This is a genomic window from Mesorhizobium sp. WSM4850 (genome assembly GCF_055811735.1).
This window is the reverse complement of record NZ_JBVVPV010000016.1, coordinates 22,165-42,031: the sequence shown is the minus strand read 5'-3', so window position 1 is coordinate 42,031 and position 19,867 is coordinate 22,165. Positions and strand designations below refer to the sequence as shown.

The following is a 19,867-nucleotide window of genomic DNA, read 5'->3' as shown; positions in this document are numbered from 1 at the left end:
TGCACCAAACAGTTGGAGGAGGACTATGATGAGAACGCTCGGACTTTTGCAGTTTGTTTCAGTCGCCGCTCTTGTAGCTGCGAGCCTGACAGGCGCGCTGCCCGCTGCAGCGCAGGATTCCGTGCTGGATTCCGGTTCCTTGGACAAGCAAACCGCCGACCAGCTCTATCCGGCCAAGCGGGCCTATTCTCCCTGGGCCGGACGAAACTTCCCGACGAGGCCGCTGTTCGGCGACACGCACACCCACACATCTTTCTCCTTCGATGCCGGCGCCTTTGGTGCGCGCCTTGGACCGCGCGATGCCTATCGCTTCGGCAAGGGTGAGGAGATCATGGCCTCCTCGGGACAGCTCACCAAGCTGTCTCGACCGCTCGATTTCCTGGTCGTCACCGACCATTCCGACAATATGGGGTTCTTCAACGACCTGTTGGCCGGCAAGTCTGATATCTTGGCGGACCCCAAGGGACGACGGTGGTACGACATGATCCAGTCCGGCCAGGGCGCCGCTGCCGCGATCGAGCTCATCACTGCCTTCGGGGCAGGGCAACTCACCGGGCCGCTGCTTTATTCGCCCGACTCCGCCCCCTATCGCTCGGCATGGCAGGAGACCATTGACGCGGCGGAGGAGGCGAACGATCCGGGCCGCTTCACTGCTGTGATCGGCTACGAATGGACCTCCAACACGGGCGGCAACAACCTGCATCGCAACGTCATCTTCCGCGACAATGGCGATCTCGCCCGCCAGACCGTGCCCTTCACCGTGCTCGCACCGGGCAGCGACAATCCCCGCGATCTGTGGAAGTGGATGGCGGACTATGAGGAGAAAACCGGCGGCGACGTGCTCGCCATCGCCCATAATGGCAACCTTTCCAATGGCCGCATGTTCCCGATGATCGAGCCGGGCGTCGACAAGCCGATAGACCGCGAATATGCCGAGACGCGTGCCAAGTGGGAGCGTCTCTACGAGGCTTCACAGATCAAGGGCGACGGCGAAACGCACCCCTTCCTGTCGCCAAATGACGAATTCGCCAACTTCGAGCGCTGGGACAAGGGCAATCTCGACCTGACCGTCGTAAAGACGCCCGATATGCTGGAGTTCGAATATGCGCGCTCGGCGCTGAAGAATGGGCTCAAGCTGGAGCAGGAGCTCGGGGTGAACCCCTACAAGTTCGGCATGGTCGGCTCGACCGACGCGCACACCGGGCTGGCTGCCGTCGAGGAGGACAATTTCTTTGGCAAGACATCCAGCAGCGAGCCGGGGCCGGCCCGCGCCACGCACCCGTTCGTCAAGACCGAGAAGGCGACCATTATGGGCTGGGAGCAGACCGCTTCCGGCTACGCGGCGGTCTGGGCGACCGAGAACACCCGCGAGGCGATCTTCGACGCGATGGCACGCCGGGAGACTTATGCCACGACCGGATCGCGGATGCTGGTGCGGCTCTTCGGCGGCTTCGATTTCGTTGAAGCCGACGCCAATACCCGCAGCCCTGCTCTCATCGGCTATACGAAGGGCGTACCGATGGGCGGCGATCTCACTGCCGCGCCGGAAGGCAAGGCGCCGACCTTCCTGGTTGCAGCGCTGAAGGATCCGATCGGCGCCAACCTCGATCGCTACCAGATCGTCAAGGGGTGGCTGGATGCTGCCGGAAAGGTGCAGGAGAAGGTCTACAACGTTGCGTGGTCGGGCGATCGCAGGCCGGGCGCTGACGGCAAGGTGCCTTCGGTCGGGAACACTGTCGATGTCGCCAATGCCACCTGGACCAACACGATAGGTGCGCCGGAACTGATCGCCGTCTGGGTTGATCCCGAGTTCGATCCGGCCCAGCGGGCGTTCTATTACGGCCGCGTGCTGGAAATCCCGACGCCGCGCTGGACGGCCTACGACGCCAAATATTTCGGCGTAAAAATGCCGCCGGAAGCGACGATGGAGATGCAGGAGCGCGCGTACACCTCGCCGATCTGGTACAATCCGGCCGGCTAAAGGAAACGCCGGATTTTGCTTGGCTGGTGTTGGGGCAGGCGGATCGTGCGCCGCCTGCCAAGACAAGAAGGCTCAAACACGGCTTTGGTTCAAATGATGACTTGGCTTCGAGAGCAGCTTTCGCGCCAGGCGACCTCGTTAATCTTGCGGACATTGTCATCTGTGACCGACGCTGTGATCTCCGCGAAGGCTGACGTCATCCCGCGTCCCGTCGAACATCTTGTCTGGGCCCTGGAGCTCTCGCCGCCAGTTGTCGCGACGGCTCTCGCCCTGAATTCCTTGCTGATAGAGCGGACATTTCGGCGTGCAGAGCGCACACATTTGCCGGGATCCAACTCCACCGCGTGCCGGGCGATGGCCAGGGCACGACCGACCGCCGACGACGAGGCGGAGGCAGCCGGAAAGCGTGAATCGGACTTCGTCGATGGTGATTTGAGCCAGCAGGGGGCCCAGGCAGTCGCATAGTTAGGAAATCGCCCGACCATCCAAGGCAAACGCGTGCTCCAGCGCTGGCCTTGGGAACGAGCGCCACCGGTATGCCGTCCGCGATCCGGTGGACTTGGGCACGACAGTCTTTCCGCGCAGGGGATTGAACTTCCTTACTGCGGAGGCATCCGCCCGGATCACCGTACCCCCGCGTGTTGAGGTTTTCGACCGCCCGCGCCTCGTTTTTTCGTCAATTACGGGTTGCTCCACGTAATTTACATACTGCGGCTGGCACGGCACGAATGCCGAGCCTAGGTTGCTTTGAATAACGTGGCGCAATGCCAGCGAGTATCGGCCAAAAGGCAAGAAAAGCATTTTCAGCGCAGCGCGTCGGTTCCCGATCCGTCGGTTGATGGACCGGACGCTTCTGTTCCCGAAAAAATGAGAAGACCGGCCGCCCCGCGGCCTGAACCGCTGTGAAGGATGAAAAGCCATGAAACACTACCTGAAATTGGCCGGCTCTACTGCGACCGCTGCACGCACGACGAGACTGCTTTGCGCCACCGCCGCGGCGGTACTGATCGACATGAGCACCGCTTCCGCCGAAGCGCCGAAGATGAAGATGACGACGCCGATACCGGATTCCATCGTCACGCCGGAAAGTGTGGACACCAGGATTGGCAAACTGAATTTTTTCGATGGCTTCCCGGATGACGCCACTTCGGAGAAGATCTACGACAATCTCGATTTCATGCGCGGCGTCGATGCTTTTCTCAACGCCATGCCTGGTGCATCCGTCGAAGCTATGCGGGTTGGATTTGCCAGCCAGGGAGCCGACAACAACCAGACCATCCTGGTGTTCGAAAACCTGGCGGACTCGCATTCGCTGTTCCTGACGGCCAACACCGAAAGCATCTACAATCTCATGTGGCTGGACACCAAGGCTGGCCCGCTGGTCATCGAGACACCGCCCAATATCCTGGGCATGATCGACAACCACTGGTTCCAATATGTCGGCGATGTCGGCAATGCCGGACCGGACAAGGGCAAGGGCGGAAAATACCTGCTTTTGCCGCCGGGTTACCAAGGCGAGATACCCGAAGGGTATTTCGTGTTTAAGACGTCAACCTACGGAAACCTGTTCTTCTGGCGCGGCTTCCTCGAGAACGGCAGCACCGCCACTGCTGTCGAAAACACCAGGAAATTCGCCAAGGTTTATCCTCTTTCGGAAGCTGACAACCCGCCGCCGATGAAGATCATCAATTCTTCCGGCAAGGAGTTCAACACCATCCATGCCAATGATTTTCATTTCTACGAGGAAGTGAACGGCATCGTCCAGTACGAGCCGGAGGAGTCCTATCACCCGGAAGTGTTGGGACAACTCGCCGCCATCGGCATCGTAAAAGGCAAACCCTTCGCGCCGGACGAGCGGATGAAAAAGATCCTCACCGAAGCCGTAGCCGTCGGCAACGCGACGGCGCGCACCATCACCTTCAAGACCCGCATGAAGGATGCCTACTACTATCCGGACAGTGCCTGGTTCACCGGCTTTGTCGGCGGCAGCTACGAGTTTCTTCTGCAGCCCGGCGTGCGCTATCTGGATGCGCGTGTCCTGTTCCACTACTATGCGACGGGCATCACGCCGGCCATGGCGATAAAGCGCGTCGGTATCGGTTCGCAGTACGCAGGCGCCACCACCGACAAGGACGGCAAGCCGTTCGATGGCGGCAAGACCTATAAGGTGCATCTGCCGCCAAACATTCCGGCAAAGAATTTCTGGTCGTTCGTCTTGTATGACAATCAGACGCGTTCGATGCTGCAGACGGACCAGCAATTCCCTAGCATCGGCAGCGACAAGAAAGACATCGTGATCAACGCGGACTCCTCGGTCGATGTCTGGTTCGGCCCGACGGCGCCGGAAGGCCATGAGGCCAACTGGGTCCAGACAGTTCCCGGCAAGGGCTGGAACGTTCTTCTTCGCCTCTATGGTCCGCTGCAGCCGTGGTTCGACAAGACCTGGAAGCCGGGCGAGATCGAACTCCTCCCCTGACAAGTGGGTACGGTTGGCCATGGGGCGCGGATCCCATGGTCCCGCTGGCGCTCTTCTCATTCAACGTCGGCGTCGAACTTGGCCAGCTGATGTTTATTGCCGTCGTGCTGGTCGCCATCCATCTAGTCCAGCGCGTTTATGAATTGCCGCGGCAGGCGGTTGTCGTCTCAGCCTATGTCATCGGGACGACCGCAGCGTTCTGGAGCATTGAGCGCCTTGATTCAATGTTCATGGAGCGGGCGTGGGGCGACCCCAAGGGTACAATGAAATCCGAGCAGCGATCCGACCCACACGAAGGCTCTGACCCGTGGTGAATGCTCGCATCGATGCCTTTCTCAGAGAGGTCAGGCCGAGTTCGGATGACGTGGACAGGACCGCGCAGCTCTATGGCCTGTCCCTCACCGCCTCCAAGGGGGCCTTGCTCTTTTTCAGGGTTTGGGTTGCCTGATGAGCAGCCGCCGCAGTCTCCCCGCCACCCTCGACGTGAACGGTGGGAACCGCCATCTTGATACCGTTTTCCGCGAATGCCGCCTTGATCATCATGTATGCGCGCCGCTTGATGCCGAATTGGGTCCCGGGCCTCGTCGTCAACTTTATCCTCAGAACGATCGCGTATTCCCCAAAACTGTCGATGCCCTGCATCTTGAGCGGCTCAATCGTGTCGGCCGCAAATTCCGGGTCTGCCGCCAGCTCCTGGCCGATCTTCTTGATGAGCTTGCGCGCCAGGTCCACGTCGGAATCATAGGTAATGTTGATCATCATCTTGTTGATCACCCAATCCCTGCTCATGTTCTGGACCGCCCCGAGCTCACCGAACGGTACGGTATAGACGGGGCCGCGATGATGACGCAGACGCACCGAACGCAGGCTGAAGGATTCGACCGTGCCTTTATAGCTGCCGCTCTGGATGTATTCACCGACTCGGAAGGCGTCGTCCATCATGTAGAACACGCCGCTCAGCACGTCCTTGACCAGGGTCTGCGAGCCGAAGCCGATGGCAATGCCGAAGATGCCGGCGCCGGCAATCAGCGGGAGTATCTTCACGCCGAGCCCGGCGAGGATCGTTAGCACGGTGACCGCGGCTATGAACAAGGCAAGGGGACGCTCGTCAACGTCCCCGGGGCGGCGCATCTCCTACCCTTGGAGCAGCCGGAGGAAGCCGCGTCTCGAATAATCGATTTCCTCCGAAAACTTGACGGCTAGTGCCATCTACCCTATGCCGTCGTCCAGTTGCCGGGTGCGTGGCGAGGGTCGCCTGCGCGCTGGCGCTACGGCAGCTTTTGGCGCTTCCTGCCGGTTCTGATCGACGAGGCCGACGACGGCCTTCCACCCTGCGACGCTCAAGACGGCGTTGGAATTGCACCTATCTTCTGCCCGCAGATCGGCGGACCACGGTGCTCCGCCCCACCCAAGAAATACACCCGCGCCCGGTGCTCAACTAGGCGTCGGGTGAAACAGAATTGCCAATTCTGTTTCAAACGCCAACCTCGCGTTCCGGACCCATGAAAGGCAAATGACTGGTCAGAGCGGGGTCACTGCGTGAGGCACTTGCGGCCCATTGCCATTGCCTTGTAAGTCCCCTTCAGATCGACGACAAAGGCCCCCTTGGTTTCCGGAAACACGGTCATTTTATATCTCTTCGCCACGGCGCGCTTGAATTTCGGATCGTCTGTCAAGATGTAGCCGCCAGAATATCCGCCCTTGAGTTCGCCGCTCGTGCTAGTGGCGACACCCTTAAAGAGTTGGCCGTCGATAGAGACGAAGATATCTGACGTCTTCCCGTTCTGAAGGCCGATGTCCTCCTTGGTGAACACGCCAAGATACCCGACCTCCTGATTTGCGGTAACGCCCATTTGCACCGCACTTGGCCCATCTTGGCGCACGATCAAGCAATCTCCGCGGGTTTGATTGGCATAGACCGTCCAGCCCTCGATGTCGTTCCCTTGTCGGACAAGCACATCGCTGGCCTTGGGAAGGGGGTTTTGATCTTGTGCGTAGGCTGCCATCGCAGACGAAAGTGCTACTGACGTTGCCGCGATGAGTGTCATGAATTTTCGCATTGATGTTCCCCTTGTGTGCAGGATTGTTTCTGGCTATGGGCGCCCAATTTCGATTGCTCAGAGGCTGCTGTTCTCTTGCGGGACGAGGCGATATTACGCGCTGTGAGTGACCCTGGCCGATCGGCTCACGTCAGGCAACGTAAATAACTGTAATCTACGGGCTAATGCTGGCCAGCGCACTGCGGACCGTTCAGTCCTCGACGCCATCGACGACGGCATGGGACTGTCACGCGATAGCCATTGTCCTTTGGTCGGCTTTGGCACGGCCCGAATTCCGTTCTCTCGGAATGCGTTGTGAACCGCCTTCAGTGCCGCCCGGCAGATCGCGAATTGCTTGCCCGGTTTCGCCGTGAACTTTGCCCGAATGATAAGGGTGCCGTCCTCGAGATCGGCAATACCTTTGCTCTTGAAGGGCTCCGATAGATCGGGGGCAAGCTGCGAGACGCCGTTCCAAAGGGGACGATCTTGGTTTTGGAAACACAATCAGGTCCCGCCGAATTGTCCTGTCTGCCAGCCGCGCTCTAGCTTCGTCTTCGTTCGCCGCGTCGAGGCGACAATCCCACGTCCTGAAATCTGAGCCACGTACACGGTCAACATCGATGCCTTTCTCAGAGAGGTCAGGCCGAGTTCGGATGACGTGGACAGGACCGCGCAGCTCTATGGCCTGTCCCTCACCGCCTCCAAGGGGGCCTTGCTCTTTTTCAGGGTTTGGGTTGCCTGATGAGCAGCCGCCGCAGTCTCCCCGCCACCCTCGACGTGAACGGTGGGAACCGCGATCTTGATACCGTTTTCCGCGAATGCCGCCTTGATCATCATGAGTGCGCGCCGCTTGATGCCGAATTGGGTCCCGGGCTTCGTCATCAACTTCATCCTCAGAACGATCGCATAGTCCCCGAAACTGTCGATGCCCTGCATCTTGAGCGGTTCGATCGTGTCGGTCGCAAATTCAGGATCGGCTGCCAGTTCCTGGCCGATCTTCTTGATGAGCTTGCGCGCCAGATCCACGTCGGAATCGTAGGTAACGTTGATCATCATCTTGTCGAGCACCCAATCCCTGCTCATGTTCTGGACCGCCCCGAGCTCACCGAATGGGACGGTGTAGACGGGGCCGCGATGATGCCGCAGACGCACCGAACGCAGGCTGAAGGATTCGACCGTGCCTTTGTAGCTGCCGCTCTGGATGTATTCACCGACCCGGAAGGCGTCGTCCATCATGTAGAAGACGCCGCTCAGCACATCTTTGACCAGGGTCTGCGAGCCGAAGCCGATGGCGACGCCGAAAATTCCGGCACCCGCAATCAGCGGCGCAATCTGCACGCCGAGCCCAGCGAGGACGGTCAGAATGGTGACGGCGACTATGAACACGGCAAGGGCGTTGCGAAAAATCGGCAACAGCGTGCGAAGCCGTCCGCTGCGAGCCAGTTCATCGGCGCTGTTCCCATCCGTCGGCGCGAGGTTCATCCGATATTCGATCAATGCCTTCGACAGTTGCCAAAGCATGTCGGCGATGAGCAAAATGATGATGCCGTTGAGCAGCCCGGCTATCAGGAAGCCGCCGGTCTCGCTGCCGGCGAAAGTTGCGGCCCTGAGCCGCCAGATATGGGCGAGCCATGCGACCGCCGCGGCAATGACCGCCGCCCTGGCGCCCCTGACAATGAGCACGTTGAATACGACGCCCATCGCGCCGCTGCGCTTCGACCTGCCGGCGAAGGCCTGTGCCGCGGCGCCGACCCCGCGCAAGGCTGTCGGCAGCACCAGGGCGAAAATCCCAAGCCACAGGACGCCGAGCAGGCCGGCGACCCAAGCCCCCCATAGCACGATCAGGAACAAGGTGAGAAACGATTGCTTGACCAGAGAACCTCGCACGTCGGGCCGGTGCCAGACGACGTCGATTGCGGTTGCCAGAATGCCAAGCCCGAACAGGAAGGCGGCGAGCTCTGCAGCCTCGGGAGAGAAGCCCAGGCCAGGCATGAGGCTGGCAATCGCCCAGCCGAACAACAGGAACCCGGCCACAAGGCTGACTCGCCACCGCCAGAAACGGGTCGAAGCTTCGCTTTCGAAAAGCGGAGTCGGCCTGTCCGAGGGAGCGCTCGTCGCACCGCCGAACGCAAACAGCAATCGGGCTGCCGCGCGAACGATACGGAACGCTATGAACGCAAGAAGCAGGGTCAGAATGATCCTGCGGAGCAGGGGTGGCCATCCGAGTGCCAAGAACGAACCGGCGCTGGCGAGCGCAAAAGTCAGCAGGGCGACAGTCTCGAAGAGGATCGCTTGTCCGGCGTCTTCCTGAGCAACCGCGCTCCTCGTCCTGGCGAGCGCTCGTCGCACCGCCCACTCGGCTCCGAAACCGACCGCGATCAAGACCGCCAGGATGCCCATGACCAGCCCTGGCCTGCCGGAGTTCACGTCACGCGAGACAATTTTGGCGGCGCGCGACAGTTCTTCCGGCAGGCGCGGGATCGCGGCGCCGAGCGCACCGATACGGGCACGAATACCCGCCTCCAAGCTCAAGATGTCCTCGGAAATGGACAGGCCGGGCTCGTACGTGGCCGCTGGAATCTTTCCCTCGAGCCACGCCTTTAGTTGCGGATCGGACAAAAGCTCGAGGAACTGCTTTGCCTTTTCGGGCGGAAGGTCTGGGGAGGGCTGTTGAGCTAGCGAAGTTCCCTGCAAGAGCGCTAGCAAGAGCACGACGATAACTGGCAAGAACCCGAGCCGTAGCTTGTAATTCATGAGTGCCTCGAGTTTTGAATGCCGCAGCTGCACATATTGGCTCCTCGCCCTTTTATGGGCAACTGTTCTGGCTGCATGCTACGTCTCCGGGCAGAGTGGCTGCAAGCTAAGGGCGAAGTCAAAATCCATCGGACTCCTTGTGCCACAAAAACCGGACAACGAGTCCCAGAATCGGACCTTGCTGCGACATCGAGGAAACCGTCGTCGTTGCTGTAGTCGACGCCCAATGCCCGGTACCCGATGACCGATGAGACGCGATCGCTGAAACGATAGCCGATCGCCACGGCGACATCCAGTCGATGTCGGCTTCGCCGGCGCCGACGAGCCCCACCGGCCAGAATAGACTTCGGGCCTGACCGAATAGTTTCAGCGACGACCGGCCGTGGCATCCACCCAGGCTGCGCCGTCGCTTCACTGAAGGAGACGTCGGTGTCGACCGTCCACACCCTACTGTCGCGGAATGCCTCATTTGCGGATCGCAAATTCGGCATTTGGCAGGCGTCGCTTGCCGCCGAATATCACTGCTCCCTGCCAGGAGTTTTGCCGTTTGCTGCCATAGCGCCATCCCTTATGCGCTAGAATGCGCATAGTCTTTTTGATGGTGCCAGTATCGGTATGTAAGTTACGCAGTCGGACTGTTGCTTGGTGAAGCTGTATCCGCCGATGGCCGAGGATTGACACGCTTGTGGCAGCGGTCCTCAAAGAACCCGCAATGTCTTCCCGATCCGACCCAAGGCCATTGCGCGGTATATCGGCGCCGGGAATTGGATCTCCCTACTGCCATTTGTCCCATCGAGCTAGCCGTATCCTGGATAGCCCGCTTTCGATGCAACCGAGCGGATTCTGCCAGTAGGTTACCGTTAATTACCTTCCGCCCCGAGCGGCAATAGGCAAACCTCACGAAGGACGATTTTGTCGAAGGCATGGTTGAAGCGTCCTGCCACGAGTTTCGTCTCGTCGACAGAACGCGGAGCATGTTTTTCTCGCCAAGGAACCGAAAACCCGGCTCATTTTGGAAAAGCGGTACAATCAAGGAGGACGTCAGATGAGTGATAGGCAAGCGAATCCAGACCGACAACCGAACCGGCGCGACATTTTGCTGACCGGAGGATCTGTGCTCGCCATTTCAGCTGTCGCATCCGGAATAGCCACGAGCGCGAAAGCTCAAGCAGCCGGTGCAAAACCCAACATCCTCGTCATTTTCGGCGATGACGTCGGTTATTGGAACCTCAGCGCCTACAACCGGGGCATGATGGGCTATCGCACGCCGAACATCGATCGTATCGCCAGCGAGGGGGCGATCTTTACCGACCACTACGCCCAGCAGTCCTGCACAGCCGGGCGCGCCGCATTCATCACGGGCCAATCCTGCTTCCGCACCGGCCTGCTGAAGGTAGGCCTGCCGGGTGCCAAGGAAGGGCTGTCGGAGAAGGACCCGACACTTGCGGAACTGCTCAAGCCGCAGGGCTATGTGACCGGCCAGTTCGGCAAGAACCATCTCGGCGACCGCAACGAGCATCTGCCCACCGTTCACGGCTTCGATGAGTTTTTCGGCAATCTCTATCACCTCAATGCCGAGGACGAGCCGGAGCATCCCGACTACCCGAAGAACCCCGAGTTCAAGGCCAAGTTCGGTCCACGCGGCGTGATGAAATGCAAGGCCAGTGCAACCGACGATCCTACCGAGGATCCGCGTTTCGGGCGGGTGGGCAAACAGGAGATCGAGGACACCGGTCCGCTGACGAAGAAGCGCATGGAAACCGTAGACGAAGAGTTCCTCGGCAGCGCGCTCAACTTCATCGACCGCTCGAACGCCGACGGGAAGCCGTTCTTCTGCTGGTTCAATTCGACCCGGACCCACATCTACACGTTTCTCAAGCAGGCCTCGAAGGGCAAGACCGGCTTGGGCATCTATGCGGACGCCATGGTGGAGATGGACGGCATGGTCGGCCAGCTTCTGGGCAAGCTCGATGACCTCGGCATCGCCGACAACACCATCGTCCTTTGGACGACCGACAACGGCGCGGAGGTTTTCTCGTGGCCGGACGGCGGCACCACGCCCTTCAAAGGCGAGAAGAACACAAACTGGGAAGGTGGCTACCGCGTGCCGTGCATGATGCGCTGGCCCGGCGTCATCAAGCCCGGAACCGAAATCAATCACATAACGTCACATGAAGACTTCGTGCCGACGCTCGTCGCCGCCGCAGGCGAACCGGACGTGACGGCTAAGCTGTTGAGCGGATACGAAGCCGCTGGCAAGAGCTTCAAGGTGCATCTGGATGGCTACAATCAACGCGATGTGCTGGCTGGCGAAGGCGAAGGCAAGCGCCACGAATACTTCTACTGGACCGATGACGGCAATCTCGCCGGCTTGCGTTACGAACGCTGGAAGATGGTCTTCCTCGAGCAGCGCGAGGAGGGGCTTGCCGTGTGGGAGAATCCGCTGATTCCGCTGCGGTTCCCGAAGCTCTTCGACATCAAGGGTGACCCGTTCGAACGGGCGCAGACGGACGCTGGGGAATATGACAGATGGCGTGTCGAGCACGCCTTCGCGCTCGTGCCGGCGCAGGCTTATGTCGCCAAACACCTGCAGACCTATGTCGAGTTCCCGCCGCGGCAGAGGCCCGGCAGCTTCGCGCTCGACCAGGTCCTGGCGAAACTGCAGGAGGGTGGCAGAAACTGAGTCTTCGCTCTGAACAGGCCGCGCTCGCACTATCGGCAGGCGCGGCCCCCAAGCTAACTCGGAAGCAGATCAATGGCAGTCGCGAACAACAATTCCTCGACCGAGACCATTGCTCAGCGGGCAAAGAACGAACTGCGCGAGTACGCGCTCCTGTCCTTGTATCTATTCGTCTGCTTTGGTGCGCTCATTCTCTACAAGGCAGCGATCCTTGGCGAGGAGGGCATCGGCTATCTGCCATCAGGTCTGGCGGCCATCAAGGCACTGATCCTGGCGAAGTTCATAATGCTCGGACAGATGATCCGCTTGGGAGACCGGCGTGGAGGAGGCAGAATCGCCTACGTTATAGCCTACAAGGCCTTGCTCTATCTGATCCTGCTTCTCGTTCTCTCGGTCCTCGAGGAAGTCGTCGTCGGTTTGATTCATGGGCGATCGGTCGCCGCCTCGCTCGCTGAGTTCGGAGGCGCCAAGCTGCCTCAGACGCTGGCGACAAGCCTGATCATGCTGCTGATATTGATCCCCTATTTGGCGTCCAGGGAACTGAATGTCGCCCTCGGCGAAGGCAGGCTCTGGACGCTGCTGTTCGAACACCGTCCCGCTCAAATTTCAGAAAGCAAAGGTGTCAAGCCATGACCGTTCTCGCTCGCGCCGCCAGGCGCTATTTGCTGCCCCTTTTTCTGTTGATGGCGATTGCGCCTTCCGCGCAAGGCGCGGAAGTACTCGCGTCATGGAACGAAGGCGAGGCGAAGCAATCCATCGTGCGGTTCGTCGAAAGCGTGACCAAGGAAGGGTCGGCGGATTTCGTGCCCGTCCCCGAACGCATCGCGGTGTTCGACAATGACGGAACGCTGTGGGGCGAACAGCCCATGTATTTTCAGCTTCTGTTCGCGCTCGACCGGGTCAAGGCGCTCGCTCCCCAACATCCCGAATGGAACACGCAGGAGCCCTTTGCCTCGCTGTTGAAGGGCGATGTGAAAGCGGCGCTAGCTGGCGGAGAACACGCGATCCTGGAGATCGTGATGGCCGCGCATTCCGGTATGACGACCGACGAGTTCGAACAGATCGTCCGCGACTGGTTTGCGAGCGCAAAGCATCCGAAGACAGGCAAACCCTACACGGAGATGATCTACCAGCCGATGTTGGAGCTGCTGGACTATTTGCGCGCCAACGGTTTCAAGACATTCGTAGCCTCGGGCGGCGGCATCGAGTTCGTGCGAGTATTCAGCGAGCAGGTTTATGGCATTCCGCCCGAGCAGGTAATCGGCAGCAGCGGCAAAATGAAATTCGAGTTGAAAGGGGACCAGATTGTTCTCAACAAGCTGCCGGAAGTTGATTTCATTGACGACAAGGCGGGCAAGCCGGTGGCCATCCAAAAGCATATTGGGCGGCGGCCGATCGCGGCCTTCGGCAATTCCGACGGCGATCTGCAGATGCTGCAATGGACCTGCGCCGGACCAGCCCCGCGCTTCTGCCTGTATGTCCATCATACAGACGCGGAGCGCGAATGGGCCTACGACCGCGAGTCGCACATCGGCCGCCTCGACAAGGGCCTCGACGCTGCAGCCGATTCTGGTTGGACGGTTGTCGATATGAAGAAGGATTGGAACCGGGTGTTCGCCTTCAAGAAGTAAGGATTCGGAGCAAGACGATGCGTCAAGTTGTGGAACGCCGGGCTCAATCTACACAGGTCGAAGAGCCATTCCTGAACATGGTCTGGATTCCCGGCGGTACATTCCTCATGGGATCGGACAAGCACTATCCCGAAGAAGCCCCGGCGCATAGCGTGACAGTGGGCGGCTTCTGGATGGACGTCTGCACCGTCACCAACCGCGAGTTCGCTCGCTTCGTCGACGCAACTGGTTACGTCACCTCGGCCGAACGTCCCGTAAATCCCGACGATTATCCCGGAGCGAAGCCGGACATGCTGGCGCCATCGTCCGTGGTGTTCAGCAAGGCCAAACAGCGTGTCGATCTTCGCGATCACTACAATTGGTGGGTCTATGTCCGCGGCGCCAATTGGCGCCATCCGCGCGGCCCGGCGAGTTCGATCAAGCGGCTGGCCGACCATCCGGTCGTGCATGTGAACTTTGAGGATGCCGAAGCCTACGCATCGTGGGCGGGCAAGCAATTGCCCACCGAGGCCGAGTGGGAATTCGCGGCGCGTGGCGGGCTCGACGCGGCCGAATTTGTCTGGGGCGATGAAATGGCGCCCGATGGCCGACACATGGCCAATACCTGGCAAGGCGAGTTCCCATGGCAGAATCTCTGCGAGGACGGCTACGAGGGGACGTCACCCGTCGCCTCCTTTGCCGCCAACGGCTACGGCCTCTACGACATGGCTGGCAATGTCTGGCAGTGGACCACGGACTGGTACCAGGAACACGGCAAGATCGACAACCCGTGCTGCACGGTTGACAACCCCCGCGGTGCCAAACGGGACGACAGCCTCGATCCACGGCAGCCGCAGATCAGAATCCCGCGCAAGGTGATGAAAGGCGGATCGCATCTTTGCGCGCCCAACTATTGCCGGCGCTACCGCCCGGCCGCGCGGATGGCGCAGCCGATCGACACGTCGACGTGCCATGTGGGGTTCCGCTGCATTGCACGCAAAACGTGACAAACACTGCCAAAAAGGCCCGGCACGAGACCGATCTCGGCCCGGCTACCGAGGCGATTGTAAAACATATCGATCGCTTCAATCCCGGCGACATCTGGGAAGTGGTGCCCGATTGAGGAAAACCGCGTTCCATCTGCCAACGCTAATATCAATGTATCGAAAACCGGATTATTTTCGAGTCGACCGGTAAAACGCTGTGCTGTGGCAGAAGAGGTCTCCAATGCGATCTGACATGAAGCGCCTTGTTCTTTATTTTTCTGGCAGCGCCATGCTCACATTCCCTGTTCGCGCTGCAGATGTCATTTCTGCCGCGGCGGGCTAGCGAGTTAACTGATGTCTTCTATGGAGGCGGCTGGATCGTTTCGACCCGCGCGCTGGGGCTTGGCGGCGAAGCTGTTTACAACCCTCGTCCTGCTCGGCGCTATCGCGGTGCTGGTGACCGGGGTGCTCGGTTACTTCCGCGCACAGAATGCTCTCGAAAAGGCAGTCTTCGACCAGCTCACGGCCGCCCGCCAGACCAAGACGCGCCAGGTTGAAACCTACTTCCGTACGATACAGGCCGATCTGCGCCTGCTCGCCACCTCCAAGATGGTGGTCGATGCGACGCGCGAGTTCCGGATTGCAGTCGACCAACTCGACCGGGCGGGCGTGCCGCCCGAACTGCAGAAGAAGGTCGGCGACTGGTACGCCGCGAACGTCATCCCCCAGATGACGCGTATCCTGGGCAGGGAACCAGCCCTGTCGGACTACCTGCCGGTCGGTGGCGCCCCCTACCATCTGCAGTATCACTACATTGTGGAAAATCCAAACCCGGCGGAGCGGCGCAAGCTTCTGGACGATGCCGGCGACGGGAGCGACTACAGCGGGCTGCACGCCGTTTATCATCCATTGATGCGCGCCGCGGCTAAGACCGTCGGCTTTTTCGATTTCATGATCGCCGATCCCAAATCCGGTCGCCTGATCTACACCGTCCAGAAGGAGGCCGACTTCACCACGTCGCTCCAGTTCGGTCCGTACCGCCGCTCCAACGCCGCCGCCGTCGTCGCCCGCTGCGCGGAGAGCGCCGACCGATCGGCCGTCTGTCTCGAGGATTTCGCTCCTTATGCGCCCTCTGGCGGCGCGCCGATTGCCTTCATGGGGGCTCCTGTCATTGACCGGGGCGTCGTCATCGGCGTGCTGGTGGCGCAATTGTCGAACGAGGAGATCGACGACGTCGTCACCGGCGGTCGCCGCTGGCGGCAGGAAGGATTCGGCGAAACGGGTGAGGCCTATCTCGTAGGGCCCGATCATCTGGTGCGCTCCGGCCCGCGGGCGTTCTACGAGAACCGGAAGGGCTATTTCGCCGAACTAAAGTCCGTCGGCGCCGGCGACGAGGAGCTCGACGCCATTCAGCGTTACGGGACGCCGGTGCTGCATCAGCGCATCGACACCAAGGCCACTCAGGCGGCACTGGCCGGTGTCGAGGGTACCGGCGAGATCATCGGATACCGTGGTGTCCCGACGCTCGCTTCGTGGGGGCCGCTGGCGATTCCCGGCGTCAAGTGGGCCCTCGTCGCCAAGATCGACAGCGCCGAGGCTTTTGCACCGATCGCCCGGCTGCGCCGGGATCTACTGATCGTCGGCGGCCTGGCGCTGCTGGCGGTGGCCGCCACCGCCGCCTGGCTGTCGCGCGCGTTGCTCGGACCGCTGCGCGAGCTCACGGCCGGGGTAAAACGCTTCGCTGCCGGCGACTATCGCGCGAGCGTGCCAGTGCGCACGCGCGACGAGATTGGCCAGCTGTGCGCAGCTTTCAACGGAATGGTCGAGGAACTGCGTGAAAAGAATGTCGTCATCGAGAACAAAAACCGCGAGAATGAGGAGCTGCTGCTGAACGTCCTGCCGGCGCCGATCGCCAACCGGCTGCGGGGCGGCGAGGAGAGGATCGCCGACGGCTTCGCGGAGGTCACGGTGGCCTTCGCCGATCTTGTCGGTTTCACCGCTCTCACATCGGAGATGCCGCCGCAGGAGGTCGTGACGTTTCTCAACGGGCTGTTCACGCGCTTCGATGCCGCGGCCAACGATCTCGGCATCGAGAAGATCAAGACTGTGGGCGATGCCTATATGGCGGTGTGCGGCCTGCCCGCGCCGGTCGCCAACCACGCCGAGCGCATGGTGCGCATGGCCATCCGCATGGTCCACATTACCCGCGAGCACGCCATGGAGCACAACGTCCCGATGAAGCTCAGGGTTGGCGTCAACAGCGGGCCGGTGGTGGCCGGCGTCATCGGCAAGAGCAAGTACATCTACGACCTGTGGGGTGACACGGTGAATCTCGCGAGCCGCATGGAATCAGGTAGCATTCCCGACGCGGTTCAGGTGACGCGGGCCGTCTACGAGCGGCTTAAGGACCAGTTCGTTTTCGAGCCGCGCGGCGCTATAGAAGTCAAGGGCAAAGGGAAAGTAGAGGCGTGGCTCTTGAGGTTGTAGAGTCGCCTCGATCGAAGTGGAGGACATGGTCACCGGCCGCCGCTTCACTTGGCACGGCAAAATTCAGCACATCCATCTCGATCCGTTTTACAAGCCCTATGCGGTGTGGCGACTTATCCCGCCGGGAGCACACGGGCGGTCTCGACCAGACGCTTGAGGCGGCTTCGAACCAGCCTTCTCGACGCTCCGAGTATTCTGCGGGACATCTTTTATCGGCGCAATATGTCGAGCATTGGATCCAGAGTAGGCACCGGCGAGATGCAGTTTTCCGCTCACCGCCAATTGTGCGGTCGCCCGCATTTGGCTGCTCGCGTTCGACGTAAATTACATAGAGTCGCTGGTGCAGCAGGGTCTATTGGCGCATCGTTTCAGCCTGCGGACAGGCGTCCTCGTTGGTGCCGGCCTTTCGGCGCAAAGGCTGCCCGGACAGAGACCGACAGGGAGGATCGAGCATGACGGGCAATGACTTGTTGAAGATCGGCGCTGCGGCGCTGGCGCTGCTGCTTGCCGGGTTTGGTTCGGCGCATCCTGTCCTTGCACAAGAACAGGTCGCGGCGGCTGACGCATCCGGCGATGCGGCGGCCTCGCCGGAGCCGTTGAGCGCCGACGAGATGGAGGTCCTGGTTGCGCGGATTGCGCTCTATCCGGACGAGCTGATCGCGGTGATCACTGCGGCTGCGCTTTATCCGCTGCAGATCGTCGAGGCGGCGCGCTTCCTCGACCGCTACGAGAAGGACAAGAGCCTGAAACCCAAGGACAGCTGGGACGGCTCCGTGGTGTCGCTGCTCAATTATCCCGGCATCGTCAAGATGATGAGCGACGACCTCGAATGGACGCAGACGCTCGGCGACGCCATCGCCTACCAGCAGAAGGACGTGCTGGTTGCCATCCAGCAGCTGCGCGACGAGGCGGTCGCCAAGGGCGTCATCAAGACCGACGACAAGATCCAGGTGGTCAAGGAGAACGACAATTTCGTCATCAAGTCGGCGAGCCCCGAAGTGATCTACGTCCCGCAATATCCGCCGCAGATGTTTTATGAGCCGGATTACGTGTGGGAACCGATCCGCTATTATCCCGATCCTTACCCCTATTATGTGTATCCGGGCGCGACCTTCTTCGCCGGGGCGGTGACGGGCGCCATCTGGGCCGCCGCCGTCGACTGGGACGACTGGGGGGTATGGGGTGGAGGCTGGAACGGCAACGACATCGATATCGACTGCAACAACTGTTTCAACAACCGCGACTTCAACGGCAATATCAACATCAACGACGTCGACTGGAAGAATGTCGATCGCAGCAAGATCAAGATCGACCGCGATCAGTTGAACAAGTTCGACCAGAACAACATCAAGAACAGGATCGAGAAGAATGGCGACAACGCCATCCGCGACCGCGCCCGCGACATCAAGAAGAACGACAGCCTCGCCAACAGGGCGCCGGGCAAGACGGCGGGAACGAGAGACGTGCGCAAGAGCACGCTCGACGGGCTGAAGGCCAAGCCCGCCAACGTGACCCGCCCCGCCAAGCCCGCCAACATCCAGAAACCTGCGGCCAGGCCTACCGCCAACCGCCCGGCGGCGAAGCCGGCCAAGGTGAACCGTCCGGCTGGCAAGCCAAAACCTGCGGCAAGGGTCGACAACCGGCCGAAGAAACCGTCGGGGCTTGGCAACGTCGATCGCGGCAAGGCGACCAAGGTCAGCTCCAACCGTGGCCACAAGTCGATGGGCGGCGGCCAGCGCGGCGGTGGCGGCCACAAGCAGATCAAGCGCGGCGGCGGCGGACGCGGGCGTTAACGGAACGGAGGACAGGATTATGACACAGATGTTCAGCACCACCCGTCACACGGGAGTTTTGCATACGATCCTTCTCCGCTCTGTCTGCGCGGTGGCGCTTGCAGTGGGCATCGCCGTCTCGCAGCCAGCCGCTGCACAGGATGCGCCGGATGCGCCGGAGATCACCGCCTTTGCGGCCGCCGCCGAGCCGCCTGTCTTCGATACGCCCGAGGCAGCGGTCGAAGCATTCAAGCAGGCGCTCAACGACGCCGGCAACGGTGCGGTTGCGGCCCTACTCGGCCTCGATGCGGAAAAGCTGAAGGCCGACGAGAACGCGGACGAGACGCTGGCGGCGATCAAGGAGGGTGTGGCCAAGCAGCTTGTCCTCGATGGCGAGGGCGACCGCCGCACGCTGCAGATCGGCGACAAGCTGTGGCCGCTGCCTTTTCCGATCGTCAAGGGCGAGGATGGCAAGTGGGCTTTCGACACCTATGCCGGGCTCGAAGAGATCGTGAACCGGTATGTCGGCGAGAACGAGCTCACCGCGATCGAGACGATGCGCGCTTATGTCGATGCGCAGGAGGACTATGCGGCTCAGGACCGCGACGCGGACGGCGTGGAGGAGTTCGCGCAGAAGCTTATCAGTACTGAAGGCATGACCGACGGGCTCTACTGGCCGACCGACGACATCAACGGTGAGAGTCCGGCCGGCGGCAATATCGATCAGGCCGAACTTCAGGACGCGGCCAAGGGCGAAGGCTATTTCGGCTACAAATACAAGATCCTGACCGGCCAGGGCGATCAGATCGCCGGCGGCGCCTACGACTACGTCATCAACGGCAACATGATCGCCGGCTTCGGCCTTATCGCCTGGCCGGCCAAATATGGCGAGACAGGCGCAAAAACCTTCGCCGTCAACCAGCACGGCGTCGTCTACGAGGCCGATCTCGGGCCAACCACCGAGCAGATCGTCAAATACATCGACCGCTTCAATCCGGACGATACGTGGCAAGTCGTGGGCGACTGAGAGAAATGGATCAAAAGCCGGGTTATTTTCGAGTCGATCGGCACCAGGTCCTGCT

13 protein-coding genes and 2 pseudogenes are annotated in these 19,867 nt (G+C 60.8%); 11 read left to right on the top strand and 4 right to left on the bottom strand.

Annotation, left to right across the window (positions count from 1 at the left end; all coding sequences use genetic code 11):
• Positions 1–28 precede the first annotated feature (28 nt).
• The 3 genes from AC0L2Z_RS17155 (at position 29) to AC0L2Z_RS17145 (ending at position 4,771) form a co-directional block, all read left to right on the top strand.
• The gene (locus tag AC0L2Z_RS17155) at positions 29–1,981 is read left to right on the top strand and encodes a DUF3604 domain-containing protein (protein WP_473628851.1); all 1,953 of its coding nucleotides are present in this window, start codon (positions 29–31) and stop codon (positions 1,979–1,981) included.
• 919 nt (positions 1,982–2,900) lie between these two features.
• Positions 2,901–4,457 (top strand): DUF1254 domain-containing protein, encoded by a 1,557-nt coding sequence (locus AC0L2Z_RS17150; protein WP_287260007.1) that lies wholly within the window; start codon positions 2,901–2,903, stop codon positions 4,455–4,457.
• Positions 4,458–4,492: 35 nt separating this feature from the next.
• Positions 4,493–4,771, top strand: a complete 279-nt coding sequence (locus AC0L2Z_RS17145) for a HupE/UreJ family protein (RefSeq protein ID WP_473628850.1) — start codon at positions 4,493–4,495, stop codon at positions 4,769–4,771.
• 70 nt (positions 4,772–4,841) lie between these two features.
• Here the strand turns inward: AC0L2Z_RS17145 and AC0L2Z_RS17140 are convergent.
• The 4 genes and pseudogenes from AC0L2Z_RS17140 to AC0L2Z_RS17125 all read right to left on the bottom strand — a co-directional run.
• Positions 4,842–5,555: pseudogene (locus AC0L2Z_RS17140) on the bottom strand (mechanosensitive ion channel family protein); the annotation flags it as partial.
• 434 nt (positions 5,556–5,989) lie between these two features.
• The gene (locus AC0L2Z_RS17135; RefSeq protein ID WP_287320915.1) at positions 5,990–6,517 is read right to left on the bottom strand and encodes a hypothetical protein; all 528 of its coding nucleotides are present in this window, start codon (positions 6,515–6,517) and stop codon (positions 5,990–5,992) included.
• A 657-nt stretch (positions 6,518–7,174) separates the two neighbouring features.
• Positions 7,175–9,250: a mechanosensitive ion channel family protein gene (locus AC0L2Z_RS17130; protein WP_128170632.1), complete on the bottom strand. Its 2,076-nt coding sequence runs from the start codon at positions 9,248–9,250 to the stop codon at positions 7,175–7,177.
• Between the two features lie 118 nt (positions 9,251–9,368).
• Positions 9,369–9,661: pseudogene (locus AC0L2Z_RS17125) on the bottom strand (hypothetical protein); the annotation flags it as partial.
• A gap of 634 nt (positions 9,662–10,295) precedes the next feature.
• On the opposite strand from AC0L2Z_RS17125, the gene AC0L2Z_RS17120 reads away from it, so the two are divergent.
• From AC0L2Z_RS17120 to AC0L2Z_RS17085, 8 genes are all read left to right on the top strand, one after another.
• Entirely contained in the window at positions 10,296–11,933 is a 1,638-nt protein-coding gene (locus AC0L2Z_RS17120; RefSeq protein ID WP_128170633.1) for an arylsulfatase, read from the top strand.
• A 72-nt stretch (positions 11,934–12,005) separates the two neighbouring features.
• Positions 12,006–12,563 (top strand): hypothetical protein, encoded by a 558-nt coding sequence (locus tag AC0L2Z_RS17115; RefSeq protein ID WP_128170634.1) that lies wholly within the window; start codon positions 12,006–12,008, stop codon positions 12,561–12,563.
• Entirely contained in the window at positions 12,560–13,561 is a 1,002-nt protein-coding gene (locus AC0L2Z_RS17110; protein WP_128170635.1) for an HAD family hydrolase, read from the top strand. Before AC0L2Z_RS17115 ends, AC0L2Z_RS17110 begins: the two co-directional genes overlap by 4 nt.
• 17 nt (positions 13,562–13,578) lie before the next feature.
• The gene (locus AC0L2Z_RS17105; RefSeq protein ID WP_473628849.1) at positions 13,579–14,547 is read left to right on the top strand and encodes a formylglycine-generating enzyme family protein; all 969 of its coding nucleotides are present in this window, start codon (positions 13,579–13,581) and stop codon (positions 14,545–14,547) included.
• Entirely contained in the window at positions 14,544–14,663 is a 120-nt protein-coding gene (locus AC0L2Z_RS17100) for a DUF2950 family protein (protein WP_287260005.1), read from the top strand. The genes AC0L2Z_RS17105 and AC0L2Z_RS17100 overlap by 4 nt, the downstream gene beginning before the upstream one ends.
• A 217-nt stretch (positions 14,664–14,880) precedes the next feature.
• Positions 14,881–17,013 carry an adenylate/guanylate cyclase domain-containing protein gene (locus AC0L2Z_RS17095; protein WP_287260004.1) on the top strand — a complete coding sequence of 711 codons (2,133 nt, stop codon included), beginning with the start codon at positions 14,881–14,883 and terminating at the stop codon, positions 17,011–17,013.
• A gap of 452 nt (positions 17,014–17,465) precedes the next feature.
• Positions 17,466–18,806, top strand: a complete 1,341-nt coding sequence (locus AC0L2Z_RS17090; protein ID WP_128170637.1) for a DUF3300 domain-containing protein — start codon at positions 17,466–17,468, stop codon at positions 18,804–18,806.
• Between the two features lie 19 nt (positions 18,807–18,825).
• Entirely contained in the window at positions 18,826–19,812 is a 987-nt protein-coding gene (locus AC0L2Z_RS17085; protein WP_287378052.1) for a DUF2950 domain-containing protein, read from the top strand.
• The last annotated feature ends 55 nt before the right edge of the window (positions 19,813–19,867 follow it).